Annotated in this window: 18 protein-coding genes and 2 pseudogenes; 7 read left to right on the top strand and 13 right to left on the bottom strand. The window is 71.6% G+C overall.

Annotation, left to right across the window (positions count from 1 at the left end; translation table 11 throughout):
- The first annotated feature begins 253 nt into the window (after positions 1 to 253).
- Both PV342_RS34600 and PV342_RS34595 read left to right on the top strand, forming a co-directional pair.
- Entirely contained in the window at positions 254 to 1,948 is a 1,695-nt protein-coding gene (locus PV342_RS34600) for a SpoIIE family protein phosphatase (RefSeq protein WP_500320167.1), read from the top strand.
- Between the two features lie 238 nt (positions 1,949 to 2,186).
- Entirely contained in the window at positions 2,187 to 2,732 is a 546-nt protein-coding gene (locus PV342_RS34595; protein WP_500320165.1) for a hypothetical protein, read from the top strand.
- A gap of 96 nt (positions 2,733 to 2,828) precedes the next feature.
- Here PV342_RS34595 and PV342_RS34590 read toward each other — a convergent pair whose 3' ends face one another.
- From PV342_RS34590 to PV342_RS34580, 3 genes are all read right to left on the bottom strand, one after another.
- Positions 2,829 to 3,329 (bottom strand): SPW repeat protein, encoded by a 501-nt coding sequence (locus tag PV342_RS34590; RefSeq protein ID WP_400806940.1) that lies wholly within the window; start codon positions 3,327 to 3,329, stop codon positions 2,829 to 2,831.
- Between the two features lie 156 nt (positions 3,330 to 3,485).
- Positions 3,486 to 4,625 (bottom strand): SRPBCC family protein, encoded by a 1,140-nt coding sequence (locus PV342_RS34585; RefSeq protein WP_500320163.1) that lies wholly within the window; start codon positions 4,623 to 4,625, stop codon positions 3,486 to 3,488.
- A gap of 4 nt (positions 4,626 to 4,629) precedes the next feature.
- Complete coding sequence (locus tag PV342_RS34580; RefSeq protein WP_500320161.1) at positions 4,630 to 5,442, bottom strand: histone protein; 813 nt, start codon at positions 5,440 to 5,442, stop codon at positions 4,630 to 4,632.
- 168 nt (positions 5,443 to 5,610) lie between these two features.
- Here PV342_RS34580 and trhA point away from each other — a divergent pair.
- Positions 5,611 to 6,354, top strand: a pseudogene (gene trhA, locus PV342_RS34575) (PAQR family membrane homeostasis protein TrhA); the annotation flags it as partial.
- Between the two features lie 96 nt (positions 6,355 to 6,450).
- Here the strand turns inward: trhA and PV342_RS34570 are convergent.
- The 5 genes from PV342_RS34570 to PV342_RS34550 form a co-directional block, all read right to left on the bottom strand.
- Complete coding sequence (locus PV342_RS34570; RefSeq protein ID WP_500320160.1) at positions 6,451 to 7,059, bottom strand: alkaline shock response membrane anchor protein AmaP; 609 nt, start codon at positions 7,057 to 7,059, stop codon at positions 6,451 to 6,453.
- A 19-nt stretch (positions 7,060 to 7,078) separates the two neighbouring features.
- Complete coding sequence (locus PV342_RS34565; RefSeq protein ID WP_500320158.1) at positions 7,079 to 7,567, bottom strand: DUF6286 domain-containing protein; 489 nt, start codon at positions 7,565 to 7,567, stop codon at positions 7,079 to 7,081.
- A gap of 244 nt (positions 7,568 to 7,811) precedes the next feature.
- Positions 7,812 to 8,150 (bottom strand): Asp23/Gls24 family envelope stress response protein, encoded by a 339-nt coding sequence (locus tag PV342_RS34560; RefSeq protein ID WP_500320156.1) that lies wholly within the window; start codon positions 8,148 to 8,150, stop codon positions 7,812 to 7,814.
- A 68-nt stretch (positions 8,151 to 8,218) separates the two neighbouring features.
- The gene (locus PV342_RS34555) at positions 8,219 to 8,410 is read right to left on the bottom strand and encodes a hypothetical protein (RefSeq protein ID WP_400806953.1); all 192 of its coding nucleotides are present in this window, start codon (positions 8,408 to 8,410) and stop codon (positions 8,219 to 8,221) included.
- Positions 8,411 to 8,489: 79 nt separating this feature from the next.
- Positions 8,490 to 8,984, bottom strand: a complete 495-nt coding sequence (locus PV342_RS34550) for an Asp23/Gls24 family envelope stress response protein (protein ID WP_386996732.1) — start codon at positions 8,982 to 8,984, stop codon at positions 8,490 to 8,492.
- 151 nt (positions 8,985 to 9,135) lie between these two features.
- On the opposite strand from PV342_RS34550, the gene PV342_RS34545 reads away from it, so the two are divergent.
- From PV342_RS34545 to PV342_RS34535, 3 genes are all read left to right on the top strand, one after another.
- Positions 9,136 to 9,768, top strand: a complete 633-nt coding sequence (locus PV342_RS34545; protein WP_400806956.1) for an RNA polymerase sigma factor — start codon at positions 9,136 to 9,138, stop codon at positions 9,766 to 9,768.
- Positions 9,759 to 10,418 carry an Asp23/Gls24 family envelope stress response protein gene (locus tag PV342_RS34540; protein ID WP_400806959.1) on the top strand — a complete coding sequence of 220 codons (660 nt, stop codon included), beginning with the start codon at positions 9,759 to 9,761 and terminating at the stop codon, positions 10,416 to 10,418. Before PV342_RS34545 ends, PV342_RS34540 begins: the two co-directional genes overlap by 10 nt.
- A 239-nt stretch (positions 10,419 to 10,657) precedes the next feature.
- Positions 10,658 to 10,786 (top strand): hypothetical protein, encoded by a 129-nt coding sequence (locus tag PV342_RS34535; protein ID WP_386996736.1) that lies wholly within the window; start codon positions 10,658 to 10,660, stop codon positions 10,784 to 10,786.
- A 153-nt stretch (positions 10,787 to 10,939) separates the two neighbouring features.
- On the opposite strand, the gene PV342_RS34530 is transcribed toward PV342_RS34535, so the two are convergent.
- Together PV342_RS34530 and PV342_RS34525 are read right to left on the bottom strand one after the other, a co-directional pair.
- Positions 10,940 to 11,341, bottom strand: coding sequence for a hypothetical protein (locus PV342_RS34530; RefSeq protein ID WP_500320155.1), 402 nt, complete (start codon positions 11,339 to 11,341; stop codon positions 10,940 to 10,942).
- Between the two features lie 315 nt (positions 11,342 to 11,656).
- Entirely contained in the window at positions 11,657 to 12,700 is a 1,044-nt protein-coding gene (locus PV342_RS34525; protein ID WP_500320154.1) for an iron-containing redox enzyme family protein, read from the bottom strand.
- 100 nt (positions 12,701 to 12,800) lie between these two features.
- Here PV342_RS34525 and PV342_RS34520 point away from each other — a divergent pair.
- Positions 12,801 to 12,959 (top strand): annotated as a pseudogene (locus PV342_RS34520) (HAD family hydrolase); the annotation flags it as partial.
- Positions 12,960 to 13,123: 164 nt separating this feature from the next.
- Here PV342_RS34520 and PV342_RS34515 read toward each other — a convergent pair.
- From PV342_RS34515 to PV342_RS34505, 3 genes are all read right to left on the bottom strand, one after another.
- A complete protein-coding gene (locus PV342_RS34515) occupies positions 13,124 to 14,035 on the bottom strand; it encodes an endonuclease/exonuclease/phosphatase family protein (RefSeq protein ID WP_500320212.1) in 912 nt (303 codons plus the stop codon).
- 82 nt (positions 14,036 to 14,117) lie between these two features.
- Positions 14,118 to 15,236: a D-alanyl-D-alanine carboxypeptidase family protein gene (locus PV342_RS34510; RefSeq protein WP_500320152.1), complete on the bottom strand. Its 1,119-nt coding sequence runs from the start codon at positions 15,234 to 15,236 to the stop codon at positions 14,118 to 14,120.
- 171 nt (positions 15,237 to 15,407) lie between these two features.
- Positions 15,408 to 16,153, bottom strand: a 746-nt coding sequence (locus PV342_RS34505) for a sensor histidine kinase (RefSeq protein WP_500320151.1), incomplete at its 5' end; no start/stop codon positions are given.

Below are 16,153 nucleotides of genomic sequence, written 5' to 3'. Positions count from 1 at the left end.
GGCACCGCACCTGGTCCTGCCGGTACCAGGACAGGTTTCCCCTGGCAGCCGGGGACGGGCGGGCGGCCGCCGTGGTCGCGATGGAGCGAAGGGCGCCGCCCGTGGACCGAAGGATCGGGAGGCCGGCGTTCGGTCGTGTCGGCCACGGTCGGGTTCTCACAGGCGAGAGCATGGGGAGTCGGTCGCCGTCGGCACGGTGTCCTCGGTACGGGCCGACGCTCTGCGGCGAACAGGGGCGATCTTGGAGGGCACGGTGTCGGACGATGCCGACGCGGGTCGGCGGTGGGCAGCCCAGCCTGGTTTCTGGCGGCAGGTCGTCGAGCAGTTGGGGGCGTCACTGGTCGTGCTCGGACCTTCCAGGCGCGTCGTCGCGGCCAACCCGGCCGCCGAACGGCTGCTGAGCCGCGCCGCCGACGCGATGGTCGGCGAGGACTTCCACGGCCTCGTGCACCGGCACGCGGACCGCGAACGTCCCGGCATCCGGTGCAGGTTGCTCGAAGCACTGACCCACGCCGGTGAGGCCCACTCGGACAGCGACAGGTATCTGTGCGGTGACGGCAAGCTGGTCGAGGTGTCCTGGTCCGCCGCACCCGTGACCGACGGCGCCTCGTTCGAGGGGACCGCGATGCTGTTCGCCGGCCTCTCCGACGACCGGACTGAACGTACCGAGCACATGGAGGCGCTGGAGGGCCTGACCGGCCGGCTCACACTGGTCGCGGAGATCACGGCGGTACTCGGCCAGACCCTTGAGACGGACGAGGCGCTCACGCGCCTCGGGCGCCTTCTGGTCCCCGGACTCGCCGACTGGGTGGCGGTCGACCTGCTCGTCGGCGACGACGAGACGCACCGGGTGGCGGTCACCGGGCCCGACGGCCGCGACCGTGGGCAGGAGGGCTGGCGCGCCCGCCTTCCCTTCTCGGGCGAGTCCCGTTCCCCACTGGTCCAGGCCGTGCGCGGGGCGGTGCCCGTCCTGCAGGAGCAAGCGGGTACGCCCGCACGGCCGGACTCGCCGCTGGCCGCCCTGCACAACGGCTTCCTTCAGTCGGTGAGTGCGGCATCGGCGCTCACCGTGCCGCTGGGCTCGGGAAGGCGTTCCACCGGAGCACTGACCCTGGTCCGCACCGACCCCGCCTTCCCCTTCGGCAACGACGACCTGCAGGTCGTCGTTGACATCGGCCGCCGGGTCGGCCAAGTCCTGGACAATACCCGCCGGTTCGGCCGTCAGCGGGACGTCGCCGAGGCCATGCAGCGGAACCTGCTCACGCCCCTGCCCGAGTCAGGACGGCTGCTCATGGCCGCCCGCTACCAGCCCGCACCCGCCGCGTCCCAGGTCGGTGGCGACTGGTACGACGCGTTCCAGCTCAAGGACGGCGTGACCGCGCTGGTCATCGGCGACGTCGTCGGCCACGACCTGACGGCCGCGGCGGGCATGGCCCAACTGCGGGGAATACTGCGATCCCTGGCCTGGGATCGCACCGAACCCCCCAGTGCGGTCGTCGACCGCCTCGACGACGCCATGCCCGTGATCACCACCGTCCCCATGGCTACCCTCGTCCTGGCCCGCGTCGAGGGCCCCCGCGACGGCCCCTGGACCCTGCGCTGGACCAACGCCGGACATCCTCCGCCACTGCTGCTCACCCCGGACGGCTACGGGCGGTACCTCGACGACGCACGAGGTCCGCTGCTGGGCGCCCGTATCGGCACCAGCGACCGCCGGCCCGACGCCACCACACCCCTGCCGCCGGGGTCCACGCTGCTGCTCTACACCGACGGCCTCATCGAACTGCCGGGCGCCGACATCGACACCGGCCTCAGCCGCCTGCGCCGCAACGCCCTGGCACTCGCCGAGGAGCCCCTGGACGAGTTCTGCGACCAGCTCCTGACCCGCATGCCCCCCGGCAACGTCGACGACATCGCCCTCCTCGCCCTGCGTCTGCCCCCGCCATGAGAGCCGGCCGCGGGTGCCGGGCGTCCGGCATCACCCCTTCGGCTACCCGGCGTGCGCGATCGGGCACTGAAAGTGATCCTTGCTGTGGGTTCGACGTCCCTCGTGACGGTCCCCGCCGCTTACTGCGGGGTGGGCGGCACGGGCCGCCTGCAGAGAACCCATACCTGGAGGTGACGTGTTGTACCGAATAACCAGGCCCATGTCATCGGCACAGCGACGCTACGGCCGAGTCCGCGTGATGACGATCGCCGCGAGCGCCGCACTCGCGTCCTGCTTCGTGACGGGCACGGCGTTCTCCGCGTCCGCGGACGGCGGCACCACGGCGGCGGCCGAGACCGCGCAGGACGTCCAGCAGCGGTCCGTGCACCCGTGCTACCAGTACCCGACGTACCCCAACTACCCCAACTACTGCCTGAACCGTCCGGGCATCCCCGGCCCTCCCGGACCGCAGGGACCGGCCGGTCCCGCGGGTCCCGCCGGCCAGACCGGGCCCGCCGGGCCTGCCGGACCCCAGGGCCCGGCCGGCCCTCCGGGTACCGGTGGCGGGCTCTCCGGGGCCCACACCCTGGTCGCCACGTTCACGGCGGACGGCGCCGACCACACGCTGTCCTGCCCCGCGGGCGAGCTGGCCATCGGCGGAGGATTCCAGGTCACCAGGGCCACGATCGTGACCAGTGTCCCGTTCGCGAACCCGTCCACAGGGTGGACGGTGAACGCGGTGCCGGCCGGACTGGCCCCCAACACCGTGACCGCGGTCGTCGCTTGCGCGCTCGCGACGCCCTGACCTGAGCCGACCGAGCCCGGCGCACCGTGCGGTGCGCCGGGACGGCGCCTGGTCACGGGGGCGAGAAGCCTCGCCGGCCGGGCGCGATATGCCCCGCTACGTCCTGGGCAGACCCCCCGCCGAGTCCGGCGAACCCCGACGCTTCCGCAGGGCGCTGTCCGGACGGAGCGACGCCGTCGCGAGAGCCAGAATCAGTCCGATCACGCCGACGATGACGTTGTTGGTGATGGTGCGGGTGGTACTGACGTTGCCCGTGACACACCATGGCGAGATGATCACCCACACGGCGATGATCGCTGCCACCCAGGCCCTGGAGTGGGTCCGCTCGAAGCCGCGCCCCACGCCTCCCATGAGCAGGGCATACGCGATACCGGCGACGAGGTTGCTGACGGCTATCGTCGACAGCGCGTTGAAGCCGAACAGTGCGTTGAAGCCCACGATCCACGGTGAAGCGGCCAGGTATATGCCGGTGAGCAGGCCCATCGCCTCTATGGCCTGGCCGCGATTGGTCGCCGTCGCGCGCTCGTAATCCGCACGAAGTTCCAGCAGGTCGGGGTGCTGTTCAATGCCGGGTTGCGTCCGGGACATACGGACCATCTCCGTTCATTTCGAACATTCTCCCTATCCCATACCCGGATGCGCCCATCCGAGTCCGGTCTTCTTCGACGGCACGACGGCCGCACAGCGGCGGGGCGTCAAAGGCATCGAGGGGACCCGGTCCGGCGGTCCTGAACCCGCAGCCGGTTGCCGGCTTCACCGCCGCCCACGGCCTCCACGCGCCTGCCTGGAGGAGCGATCGGGCCCTCGGTCCTCGTCCTCCTCGTCTTCGTCCTCCTCGTCTTCGTCCTCCCCCTCCTCGTCCTCGTCCTCGTCCTCGTCCTCGTCCTCGGGGTACTCTTCGTCCCCCTCTGCGCCCTCTTCCTCTTCGCCCTCTTCGTCCTCTTCGTCTTCCTCGGGGTACTCCTCTTCCTCCCCCTCCGGGTACTCCTCCTCCCCTTCCTCTTCGTCCTCCGGGTACTCGTCCTCCGCGTCCTCGTCAGGCTCCTCCGAGCCTTCCTCTTCGGCAGCCTGCTCTTCCTCCTCGACGGCTTCCTCGTGCGTGCGGACCACTTCGCCGTCGCGAATCTCCCCGCGCCAGCCGTCAGCTTCCTCGTCGGTAAGGGTCACGTAGCGCAGGAAGTGCTTGAAATCCAGGCGTAGACGACGCCCCTGGGCGCGCCAGATGTTTCCGGTCTTCTCGAAGAAGCCAGAGGGGTAGTACTCGACCACGAGCACGATACGGGTGAGGCTGGGCGCCAGTTCGTGGAAGCTCACGCAACCGCGTGTCGTGCCCTTGGCTCCCTCCGAGGTCCACACGATGCGTTCGTCCGGCACCTGCTCCTGCGTCGTGGCCTTCCACCCTCGTGTCGACGGTCCTACTTTGACCTTCCAGTCGCTGTCCGTGTCCTTGCCGCGTGACGCGCTGCGGACGCCCTTGGTGAAGGTGCTGAACTTCTCATACTGGGTCCAGTGGTCGTAGGCGAAACGCAGCGGCACACCCACGTCCTGCGCCTCGATGATGTTCATGACCTTGGACGTGCCGGACTTCCGGCCCTTGCCGCCTCCACCGCCGAAGGCCTCCTTGACCTTGCCGACGACGCTGTCCTTGACGCTTTTCGCCTTCTCGCCGATCAACGCCTTGAGCGGTGAATCGCCTTGGAGCATCCGCAGACCCGCCTTGGGGAGCACGCCGCCCCCGTCCGCCACACCTTGGAGCCCGCTGGTGACGTCGCCGAGCTTGTCGCTGGCCTTGTCCGCCAGATTCTGTACCTGCGCTCCCAGGAAATTCGTGAACGCGCCGCGCAACTGGTCAAGCCCCGAACCCTGTTCGCCTCCGCCTGTCGTGCCGGCCATGGGCCTACCTCCGCCGTGTGGATGCCTTCTTGGCCGCCGTCTTCTTGGCCGCCGTCCTCTTGGCCGCCGTCCTCTTGGCCGCCGTCTTCTTGGCTGGCGCCGTCCTCTTGGCAGGCGCGGAGGACTTCCTCGCCGCTACCGTCCTCTTCGCAGGCGGCGTCTTCTTCGCGGGCTCCGTCCTCTTCCCCGTTGTTCCCTTGGCCGATGCCTTGCGGGGAGCCGCCTTGGCGGGGCGGCGAGTTCCCCCCTGGCCGCGCGCACCCTCATCCCGGCCCTCGTCCGCCTTGCGGGCTGTCCTGCGGCGCCTGGGCTCAGGCTTCTCCGGCTCCTCCTCTGCTTCCTCTTCCTCTTCCTCTTCTTCCTCTTCCTCTTGTTCCTCGTCTTCGTCTTCGGGCTCCTCTTCGTCCTCGTATTCGCCTTCCTCTTCTTCCTCGCCTTCCGGCTCCTCTTCCTCCTCGTGTTCTTCCTGCGGTTCTTCCTCGTCCTCCGGCTCCTCCTCCTTGCGCTTTCCTATGCGCTCAGTGCGCGCTTGCAAGGAATCGGCGAACTCGGAGAGCTTGCGGTCGGCAACCGCACCCATCGCCTGACGGCCGGCTTTCAAAGCCTCGCCTCGTAGCTGCTCACTGAGTTCTTCGAATTGAGGAAGTTCGCGCAGCCTCTTGACCCCTTCCGTCAGCAACTGTTGGGGTTCGAGGCCGACTCGGCGTCCGGCCAGGTAGGTCGCGATGCCGAAGGCCAGCCGCCCCTTCTTGGTGCGGCCGAGGATGTAGCCTCCGGCGACCGCGACAGCAAGAGCGACTTTTGGTACGTCATTCATCAAGTGTCCCTTCGAGAGGGTGACCGAGCTGGTGTTCCGGCCCGGCGCCCGACGGCGTCGGATACGCGGGCTCGCTCCGTCAGGGCGAAGCGTCTGAAGGGGGTAGCGGGCAGTGGCCGCGCTGCTCGCTCCGCTATCTCCAGTCTGGGTTGTTACGTCAGCAGGCGCATGCGGAGAGCGGAACCTTATGGGGGCGGCCAAAACATCCCGGCACGACACCCAGGTGATCACGGTGCCCCATCGACGGCGGGGCCCCAACGATCTCTCCCGCCTCGCCACCTCATGCGCCGGTGTGAGCCGGCTCCCAGCATGGGAAATATGTGCGCAGATGACGTCCAGCGACCGCTGATGCGGCCGGACTTCACGACCGACGCCATGCCCACCGGCGCAGTTCCTGCTCACAGCGCAGACGAAACGCATGAACGAGCGGCCGGCCTCGCCGAGGCAACCAGAAGGGGAGCCGCAGGAGCCGCCCACCAGGTTGGCGAGATGGCCGGGGCCGCCGCCGAGGCCATGGAGTCGTTGAAACCGCGGCTGCGTGGATGGTTGCACGCGGGCATGCTTCCGGCCTCGATCATCGCGGGTATCACACTGATCTGCCTCGCGCGCACGACCCCGACGGCACTGGCCTGTGGAATCTACTCCGCCTCCGCGTGGCTGCTGTTCGGCACCAGTGCTGTCTACCACCGCGGCACCTGGGGTCCTCGCGGGGAGACGGTCCTGCGTCGCCTCGACCACGCCAACATCTTCGTGGTCATCGCCGGCACATACACGCCCCTGGCCGTGGCCCTTCTTCCCCAGCGCAGACAAGCCGTCCTGCTGGGTCTCATGTGGGCCGGCGCCGTCGCCGGAGTCGCCTTCCGGGTGTTGTGGGTGGGAGCTCCCCGCTGGCTGTCCACGCCTTGCTACCTCGCGCTCGGCTGGTCCGGCGCCTTCCTCCTACCGGACTTCACTCACGTCGGCGGGGCGGTGGGCCTTGTCAGCTGCGCTGCGTCCGATGACGGCGCCCTATTCGACACGGCGCGCCTTGTGCCTGCCGACGTCGAAGCGCGCCCGGACGGGCAGTTCGCTCAACCCCGTGCTTTCGCGTGCGTGCGCCACGGGGCCGTGGCACAGTGCCCGCAGGACCGGGGCGGGTGTGGCGTGATCCGTCAGCGTGACAGCCAGGTCGAGCCGTGGGTGCACCGGGCGTCCGGTCATATGGGCGCCCGCCCGCCCGACGCCGGGCAGAGCGCTTGCTTCGGCGGCCACGGCGTGGCTGAGGGCGTGCCCCCGCAGTTCGACACCGTCTGGCGGTGGCGTTCCGCCCAGGTGCACCGAGGTGGGACGCTGGCGAGTGAACTGGGCGAGCAGCCACAGGAGGGCCAGAGCAGTCAGCACGGTGAGGCCGGCGATGACGGCCGGCCACCACCACCAGCCCTGGTCGCTCCACCGGATCCGGTCGGCGTTGCTGAGCAGCACCTCATGGTGCGAGGTCAGCGGCCAGCCGGCGGGCGGAATCACATGAAGCCGGCGGTAGAGGTCGAGAGCTGCCGCGAGGACCAGCAGCCCGCCACCCAGCAGCACCAGGCCGCTGATCGCCAGGAGGAGGCGGTTGAGCGTGGATCGGCCGTTCATGGGACGCTCCCGGGGCGGGTCAACGGGTGTGTTGTCGTAGGCGGATCGCCAGGCGTGGGGCATGTGCCAGAGCGAGTTCGCGGCACTGCTCCTGCAAGGCCTGGGTGAGGTCGTCGTGGACGGTCGCCGGGTCGCGGAAGCGGACGTCCGCTCGGGCGATCACGCGCCGGCGTCCGACCCGGACCTTGGCTCGGCCTACGCCGGAGACCCGCATCGCGGTATCGCGCAACACCAGTTCGGCACCCCGGCGGTCCAGCCAGGCCCGCAGTCCGGCACAGCCGTCGGGTGCCCGCAGCGGCAGCAGTCGGCGCAGGCCGGGGGTGAGTGCGAGGAAGAGCAACCACAGGCCGACGACGACGGCGACGGCCGCGCCGATCAGCATCCACAGGTCGTCGACCGGGCGACTGGCCAACTCGTCGGCGAGGCCGGTGCGCCAAGCCCCGGCGCGCTGTCCGGCACGCACAGCGATCACGTCGTACAGCGTCACCCCGAAGGCGCAGAGTGCCACCAGGGCCACCACGGCGGCCGGAATGCGGCGTGCCGACCACAGGCGAGGGGACCTCGCCCCGAGGCCGTCGCCCGCCGTGGACCTCGCCTCGGGATCTCGGATGCCGGGCCGGCCCGAGACTGGGGCCCTTTCGCTCCTGGGTGGCGATGCGTGGCGACCGAGCGGTGCGGTGCCGGATGGGAGAGACATGGGGGCTCCTTGTTCCTTCGTCGGTGCGTGACGATCGGCTGGTCCGCGGCGGGAGTCACCGAACCCGGTCCGGTCCGCCGACAGTGGCCAGGCGCCGAATGGTCAGCGTGACGTCACGGACGTCCAGACCGGTCAGTTGGGCCACCCGCTCGCCGACTTCACGCTGCAGTTGCCGGCAGGTGACGGCGATGTCGGCGGGGTACGGAAGGTCCACCGACAGCGCCAGTTGTGCGGTCCCTCCGTACGTGGTCACACGCGCCCCCGGCGCGGCCAGATCCGTGCGCGAATGCCTCGGCCCGAGGAGCCGGCGCAGCGCCGCACCGGCTACCCGGACGGCGATGCGGGCCACGACCCGGTCGGGTATCACCGTCGCGCCACGTGCGGCCGGCGCCACACGGCCGTCGTCGTCCGCATGCCCACCGGGGGGACGGCCGGCCGGTCCTGCGGGACGGGCGGCGGTGTTCACCGTGTCCGCCGAGCGGACGTGTCCCGCTGCCGCCGGGTGAACACGTCGGCGTCGCCTTGCAGGACGAGGCCGACGCCCAACCCCACGGCGCCCAGGACCGCTACGAGGAGGAAGGCCCAGAACCCGCCGAAGTAGCCGGCGAATCCCAGTGCGATTCCGGCTGCCAGACCCGCTGTCGCTGTGTTCATGACTCACTCACCTCTCCCACCTGCGTGTGCCGCCGCCTCCGGTTGGCTTCGTGTCCGGTGGGAGGCGCACTGACGGAGGTCATCGGACGCGGCCCTCGTCCGGTTCGGTTACGCCTTCCTCTTCCTCGTCGGGCAGCTTCACGTCGTCGACGACGAGGTTCACCTCGACGACCTCGAGGCCGGTCATGCGTTCCACGGCGGAGATGACGCTCACGCGGACCTCCGCTGCCACGTCGGGAATCGCGTAGCCGTACTCGACGACGACATCGAGGTCCAGCGCGGCCTGGCTCTCGCCGACCTCGACCTTCACCCCGCGGCTGACGCTGCCGGTCCCGCCGCCGGGGACGCGTTCGCGCATGGCGCCCATGGCCCGGGCCATGCCCGCGCCGAGGTTGTGGATCCCGGGGACCTCGCGGGCCGCGGTTCCCGCGATCTTGGCCACGACGCCGTCGGCGATAGTGGTCTGGCCCCGCGTTTCGGGGGAGGTGTTCGCGCCGGTCGGCCCCTTCAGCATCGTCCCGGTCCCGGCGGAGCCGTCCTGTCCGGTGAAGGGGCGGTCGGTGGTGTCCGTCATGGCAGTCGCCTCGATCGGTTGCTGCGGGCACCGTTCAGGGCCCGTCAAAGAGTTGGACACGTCCGGGAGGCAATTCGTCATGCACATCCACGAACCGGCATCACATGCCTGAAGCCGGGCAGGCGTAACACCGCAGGGAGGAGGCGCGGTCATGACGCAGAGCGTCGGCACTTCCCCACGGCGAGCGACCGCTCGCGGTACGTCCGCGGGCCCCGTTGTCCCGGGCCTGGCCGACGGCCTGCCGTCCGCGTCGGACGATCTGCTGGCGACCCGCGCCGGCGAAGGGGACGAGGAGGCCTTCGCGATCCTGGTGCGGCGCCACAGCCGCCCTCTGCTGACGCTGGCATTCCACACGCTGGGGAACCTGCAGGACGCCGAGGACGCCGTCCAGGACGCTTTCATCAGCGCCTGGCGGCGCCTGCCCGATTTCCGTCACGGCTCGGCGTTCAGGACCTGGATGTACCGCATCACCGTCAACCGCTGCCTCAATTCCCTGCGCCACCGTCCGGCCCCGGTACCGTTGAACCGGGTGGCCGAACGCGCCGCCCCTGGTCTGCGGAGTTCGCCGGCGCGGGCGGCCGAACAGGAAGCCCTCACCGACGCTCTGGCCGGCGCGCTCGGCGCCCTGGAACCGCAGCAGCGCATCTGCTGGATCCTTCGGGAACTGCAGGGGCTTCCCTACGCGGAAATCGCCCACGCCACCGGCACCACCGAGCAGACGGTCCGCGGGCGACTGTACCGAGCACGACGAACCCTGAAGGAGGCGCTGGGCCCATGGCGCTAGACGACCATCCCCCCCGGCCTCCGGCGGACGGCTGCCCTCTCGACGAGGTCCGCCGTCGCACCGGCGACGAAGTGCTCACCTGTGGGCGCACTCTCAGCCACGCCTGGGATCAGGCCGCGAACGCCGGTCCGCCCGTGGACCCCCACCTCGCCGAGTGCCCGTACTGCCGCGATGCCGTGGAGGGACTGGCCGCACTGGCCAGGGCGACTCAGGCGCTGCGGGAACAGGAACCACCCAGCACGCAAATGATCATCTCCCGCGTCATGGACATGGTCCGGAAAGAGGTACGGCTGGGGCCGATGCTGCCGCTGGGCGACCCCACGCGCACCCTGCGGATCGCCGTACGCACCGCGGCCGGCGTGCTGCGCAGCGCGGCTGACTCGGTACTCGGCGTCACGACCGCCAGTTGCCGTCTGACCCGAGGCGACGAGCGGACGGGCATACGCGTGAGCATCACTCTGGCCGCGGCTCTGAACCGCCCCCTGCCCGAGACGGCCGCACTGGTGCGCCGCGCGGTACGGGACGCCGCCGATGACGCGCTGGGCCTGCTGGCGGCCGCGGTGGACGTCACGGTGATCGACGTACACCACGCAGCATGGTCGCCGAGCAGGCCGGAGCCCGCGCACGGCGGGCCGGGGGCCACCGCATGACGGGCTGCGACCCTGCCGACCTGCGCCGGAGCGCCGCTGAAGCCGCCCTCGGGGTCGACGGGGTACTCGGCTTGCAGCCCACTCTCGCCAGCCGTCTCGCGCGAGCCGCTACACGCCCGGTTCAGGGAGCGGCGGACAACAGAGCCTCCCCGCTGTCGGGCATTCGCGTCGCGCGTTGCCCGGACGGCTCGGGCTGGCAGGTGGAGATACGCTGTGTCGTCGCGGAGGGTCACCGGGCCGTGGATGTCGCCCGCGCGGTCCACGACCGGGCCCGGGCCTCACTCATGCCGCTCGTCACGGCCCACGAGACCGGCAAGGCCCTCACCGTGACCGTCACCATCACCCGGATCGCACGGACACCCGCGTGATCGGGTCCGGAGGGCGGCGGTCGCCGGCGGGCTCCTCCAGGACGCGCCCCGTTCCCGGCCGAACGCGAACCCGCACCCCGCCGCGCGGATGATCGCGGTCCGGGGTCGACGGGCCCGCGTCCGTCACCGTGACACCGAAGCGGCTCCGCGAGCCTACGGATTCCTCTCCCTCTTCCCTCGCGAAGGACCGCCGGACGGGTCCTGCGGGTCCACCGCGGTGGATTCCGAGGCGTCTTCAGTCCCGCTGGGACGGCCCGAGGGGCCCCGCGGTCCCGTGTCCTGGATGCCCTTCTTGCCGGACTTCCCAGACCGCTCCTCACCACTGCGGGAGATGTCCTCCACGGGTGAGCCCTGCAACGAGTCCTCTATGTCCCGCTGACTCGGCTCGCGGTTCTTCCCGCCCGGCGCATAGGTGTCCGGATGGAAGGAGCGATGCGCGCTCGGGTTCTCCTCCTGGTGGGTCGCGTCCACGTCCTGCGCCCATCCGTGCTGGTCATCGCCCTCGAACCGGCTCGTGTCCGCACCCTGTCGGCCTTGGCTGTGCTTCTTCCCCATGACGGCCTTCCTTCATCACCCCCCCCCGAGGAGCGATTTGCCCCTCTTCGAGCCCATGCCCAATATTCGACACTCGAACGGGCAGGCATGCGGCCGGTGTGCTGCATCCGCGGAGCACCGATGACGGAATGCCGCCGGCCGGGAGCGGTACGGGTCGGCCCCCCGAAGGGTGCCGACATCACCCTGCGTGATGTCGATGCTCACCTCTGGACCTCCTGGAACGCGCGGAAGCCCTGGGTGGCGGTGTTCGGGACGTGGGCGAAGACGTCGCCGCCGCCGGCACAAATCCTCGACGTCGGGACGGCGATCGGCCCTTCAGCGCGGGCCAGGACACCCGCGAACCGATTCGCGCAGCGACGAGCGCCCGTCGCGCCACGCGTCCAGCAGACGGTCCTCCAGACGCCGGTCCAGGAGCCCGGCGGCCCGGATCCCGAACACGACATCCGGCGTGAGGCCCGGCTCACGCCTGATCAGGTCACCGACGACGTCGCGGCGCATGACCTGCTCGTGCACGGCGTCAGCCTCGATGTGCTCGCTGTAGAAGTACCGGCACGCGGGGCCTCCGCCGAGGCGGTCGACGGCCTGCACCAGTCGGCGGGCGCTCGGCGCGGTGGTGATCTCCCCCGCGGCGAAGTGTCCGACGAGTGCGCCACGCAAGCGGCGGTGCAGGCCCAGGTGGGACATCAGGTTCACGGTGGCCAAGGTGGCCGCCGGAACCCTGTCCACGTAGTGCCCGTACGCGGGGTCGAGGCCCGCGTCGCCCATGAGGTCGGCGAAGAGTTGCGCGTGGACGCGCTCGCCACGTCCGGCGCCGAATTCGTCGTATTCGACGGCGACGAGCGCGGCCTTGGCCCGGCCGCTCAGTCGCGGGATGACCCACGCCTGCGGATCCGCCTCTTTCAGTTGGTACACCGACCGGTGGACGAAGTACTCGCGCATCTGCTCCCAGGTGCCTTCGTCCCGCAGGTGGCGCGACACGCTGTCCGCGTCCGTGTGCTCGGTCAGCAGCGCGTCGAGCTCCGCGTCGAGCGCAGCCCGGTCGTCGGCTCCGGTCGTGTCCGCGCGCACCGCCGTTTCGAAGGCGGTCTCCATGGCTGCCCGGAGCCGCAGCAGGTCCGGGTCCCACTCCCACACGGGGTCGACTCCCGCGAGTCCGCGGTAGTGCAGCTCATAGCAGACGTGCAGGGCGAGCTGCAGATCTTCGCCGTACGGATCGGCGTGCTCCGAGACGGCAGCCGGCGCGGGCAACCGCGACGGGGGAGGCCCGGTGGTCAGCGCGCTCAGGATCGCTGCGGACAGCGGCCCACGCGCCGCAGGGGCCGCGGGTTCTTGGCTCGGGTCGAGGGCAACGGTCACCATCGTCTCCCTCCGCGGGTCGGATCACGGGTCACCTGCCCAGGGCTGCGCTCCCCATGCGCCGGGTACCGCCCGGGTTCGGCCGCCCACCAGCCGGTGCGCGCTCGCCGCGATGCGGGCCGCCCTCGACGCCGACGGCGCCATCGCGGACGCCACCGGCAAGGGCGACGTCTCCGCGAGCAAACCGGCGCCGGACCTGGTCGCGCAGGCCCTGGAACGGGCGGGCGTACCCGCGGACCAGGCTGTGTTCGTGGGAGACACGACATGCCGGCCTCCCTCGACAGCAGCCTCGTTTGGCGATGACCTCGCTCGTCCATCCCCGTCCGCCCGGCCGCGGTCGCCCTGAGGGGCTCCGACGCGGCCAGGACGATCCGGCTCCCCGTACCGGGTGGCGACAAGGCCGTGCCCGCCTGTTTGACGCGTCCCCTACAACCGGATCGACGCCGCGACCGGCAGATGGTCGCTGCCGGTGGCCGGGAGGGTCCAGGCCGACCGGGGTTCCATGCCGCGCACCAGGATGTGGTCGATCCGGGCCACGGGAAAGGACGCCGGCCAGCTCAGACCGAAGCCGGCGCCCGACTCCGCCTGGGCCGAGCGCAGTTGCGAGGTGACCGCGGACAGGGCCCCGTCGTCCGTGGTGCCGTTGAAGTCGCCCATGAGCAGGGTGCGGGGCAGGGGTTCGGCGCGCAGGGCGGCGGCCAGGGCGCGCGCGGCGGTGTCCCGTCTGCCCGTGCCGAAGCCGTACAGCGGAGTGAACCGGACGGACAGCAGGTGTACGACGTAGACGGCGACGGGCCCCTTGGGGGTGCGGACGGTGGCACGCAGGGCGCGCGGCCACGGCGCGATGTCGACCGTCCGGGCGTCGGCGAGCGGGTAGCGGCTCCACAGGCCGACCGTGCCCCGCACCGAGTGGTAGGGGTGGCCGGCGCGCAGCGCGGCGCCGTACGCCGGTGCGTTGTCGCCCAGTTCCTCGATGGCCACCAGGTCGGCACCGGAGGCCGCCAGGGCACGGGCGGTGCGCGCCGGGTCCGGGTTCTCCTCGTTGGCGTTGTGCGTCACCACGGTCAGGTCCCCGCCGGAGGCCCGTCTGTCGGCCAGTGTGCCCCCGAAGAGCGAGCACCAGACGACGGCGGGCAGCAGAACGGCGACGGCCGCGGTCGCCGAGCGCCGCAGCAGCGCGCACAGCAGCAACAGCGGGACGGCCAGGCCGGACCAGGGCAGGAAGGTCTCGACGAGGCTGCCCAGGTGGCCTGCCCCGTCGGGGATGCGGGCGTGACCGAGCGTCAGCAGTGCCTCCGCCGCCGCGAGGGCGGCCGGGATGCGTCCCCGTCGCCAGATGCCGGCGCACCTGGCGGGAAGCGGTTCGCGAGCCGGTGCCGGCGTGGCGCCGGGAGTGCGCGGGAGAGTGGTCACGGCCGGCTCACCGGTCCCCGGACAGGGCGGCGGCCGCGGTCGCGGTTCCGGTCCCGGCAACCCACCGGCGTACGCCCTCCACCAGGGTGTGGCCGGCGCCGAGCGCGGCGTTCAGGCCCTCCTGCGGACTGGTGCCCGGACGCTGGTGGAGGACGACGCCGAGGGCGAGATGGCCGTGTCCGTGCCGGTCGGGTGCGGTGGCCGCCCACATCAGGGCGCCGCCGGCGGGGGTGCTGGAGCCGGTCTTGAGCCCGACCACACCGGACGTGCCGAGCAGGGTGTTGGTGTTGAGAACGGAGCCGGGCACACCGGGCACGGTGGTGCTCGGCTGGGCGACGACCGCTCTGAAGACCGGGTCGCGCATGACCTGCCGCGCCAGCTTGAGCTGGTCGCCGGAGGTGCTGGTGGTCGTGGACTCGATGCCGCTGGCGCCGGTGTAGGTGGTCCGGTCCATGCCGAGTTCCTCGGCGGCCCTGTTCATCTTGGCGACGAACGCCTCCTGCGAGCCCGCGTCCCAACGGGCCAGCAGCCGGGCGACGTTGTTGCCGGAGGGGATCAGCATCAGCTCCAGCAGTCGCCGTTCGCCCAGTCGCTGCCCCAGCCGCAGCGGCACGGTCGACTCCACACCGGACACGGACTCGTCCGCGGCCTGCTGGTCGACGGTGATCCGGGGGCCGGACGCGCCGCCGCGCAGCGGATGGTCGCGCAGGATCACGTACGCGGTCATCACCTTGGTGACGCTGGCGATCGGCACCGGGTTCTGCGCGCCCCGGTCGCCGAGGTCACCGCGGTCACCGAGCCCCTCCACCAGCACGCTGGCCTGCCCCTGGCGGGGCCAGGGCAGCGACACCGGCGGGCGGTGCCCCGGCTGTCCGCCGTGGTGGCCGCTCCTCCCGGAAGCACCGTCCGCGTCGCCGCCGTCGTCCGTGAGGACGACCACTGCGCCCAGGGCGATCAGGGTGACCAGGGCGGCGGCACCGGCCGCGACCGATACGGGGACGCGCCGGGAGCGGCGTGTACGGCTCGGCGGATTCCACGGTCCGGCGAGCGGCTGCTGCTGCGGCTGCGGCTGCGAACGGCCTGTGCCGGGTGTGCCGGGCTCGCGGGGCTCAGAGACCGGGTGCATGGACGGGGCACCTCCACGGGGTTCACGGCGTGGCTCTCACGCACACCGCCCACCGTGGGGCTCTCTGATGTCGGGCCGGCCGAGGCCGTGTCGCCGCGGGCGCTCGGCCGGTCATCCGTCGTGTATCAACGCCGCCGTGTGTCAACACCGCCGCGCCTGCCCCGCGGTGGCTCAGTCGGCCACGGGCAGCCGGAGCGTCGCGACGGCCCCGCCGTCGGAGGCGTTGGCGAAGGACAGCGACGCGCCGACGACGCGGGCCTGGCCGAGCGCGATGGTCAGCCCGAGGCCGTGGCCGCGCCCGCGCTCCGACGCTCCGGTGCGGAACCGCCGGGGCCCGTCCGCGAGTAGCTCGCGCGGGAAGCCCGGACCGTGGTCCCGTACGGTCACGGTGGTGCCCGTCACCGCGACCTCGACGGGCGCGCCTCCGTGCCGGTGGGCGTTGAGGACGAGGTTGGCCACGATCCGGTCGACCCGGCGCGGGTCGGTCCTGGCGGACCCGGCGCCGTCCGGCGTGAACCGCGCCGGAAGTCCGGTGCGGGCCAGCGATTCCTCGACGACCTCGGCCAGCGGGACCGGTCTGAGTTCGGCGCGTTCGGCGCCCGCGTCCAGCCGGGAGATCTCCAGCAGGTCCTCCACCAGGACCCGCAGCACCCCCACCCGGTCGCGGACGAGGTCGGTGGCCTCCCCATCGGGCAGCAGCCCGCTCGCGGTGACCAGGCCCATCAGCGGGGTGCGCAGTTCGTGGGCGACGTCGGCGGTGAAGCGCTGCTCGGCCGCCAGGCGCCCGAGCAGGCTGTCCGCCATGGAGTCCACGGTGGCGGAGATCTCGGTGATCTCGTCGCCGCGACCGCCGCGGTCGCCGCGGTCGGCGCGGTCGGCGCGGTCGGCGCGGTCGGCGCGGTCGGCGCGGTCGGCGC

This window comes from Streptomyces sp. PA03-3a, assembly GCF_033792735.1.
Classification (GTDB): Bacteria; Actinomycetota; Actinomycetes; order Streptomycetales; family Streptomycetaceae; genus Actinacidiphila.
Note: the sequence above shows the minus strand (reverse complement) of the source record. Positions and strands in the feature narration are given on the sequence as shown.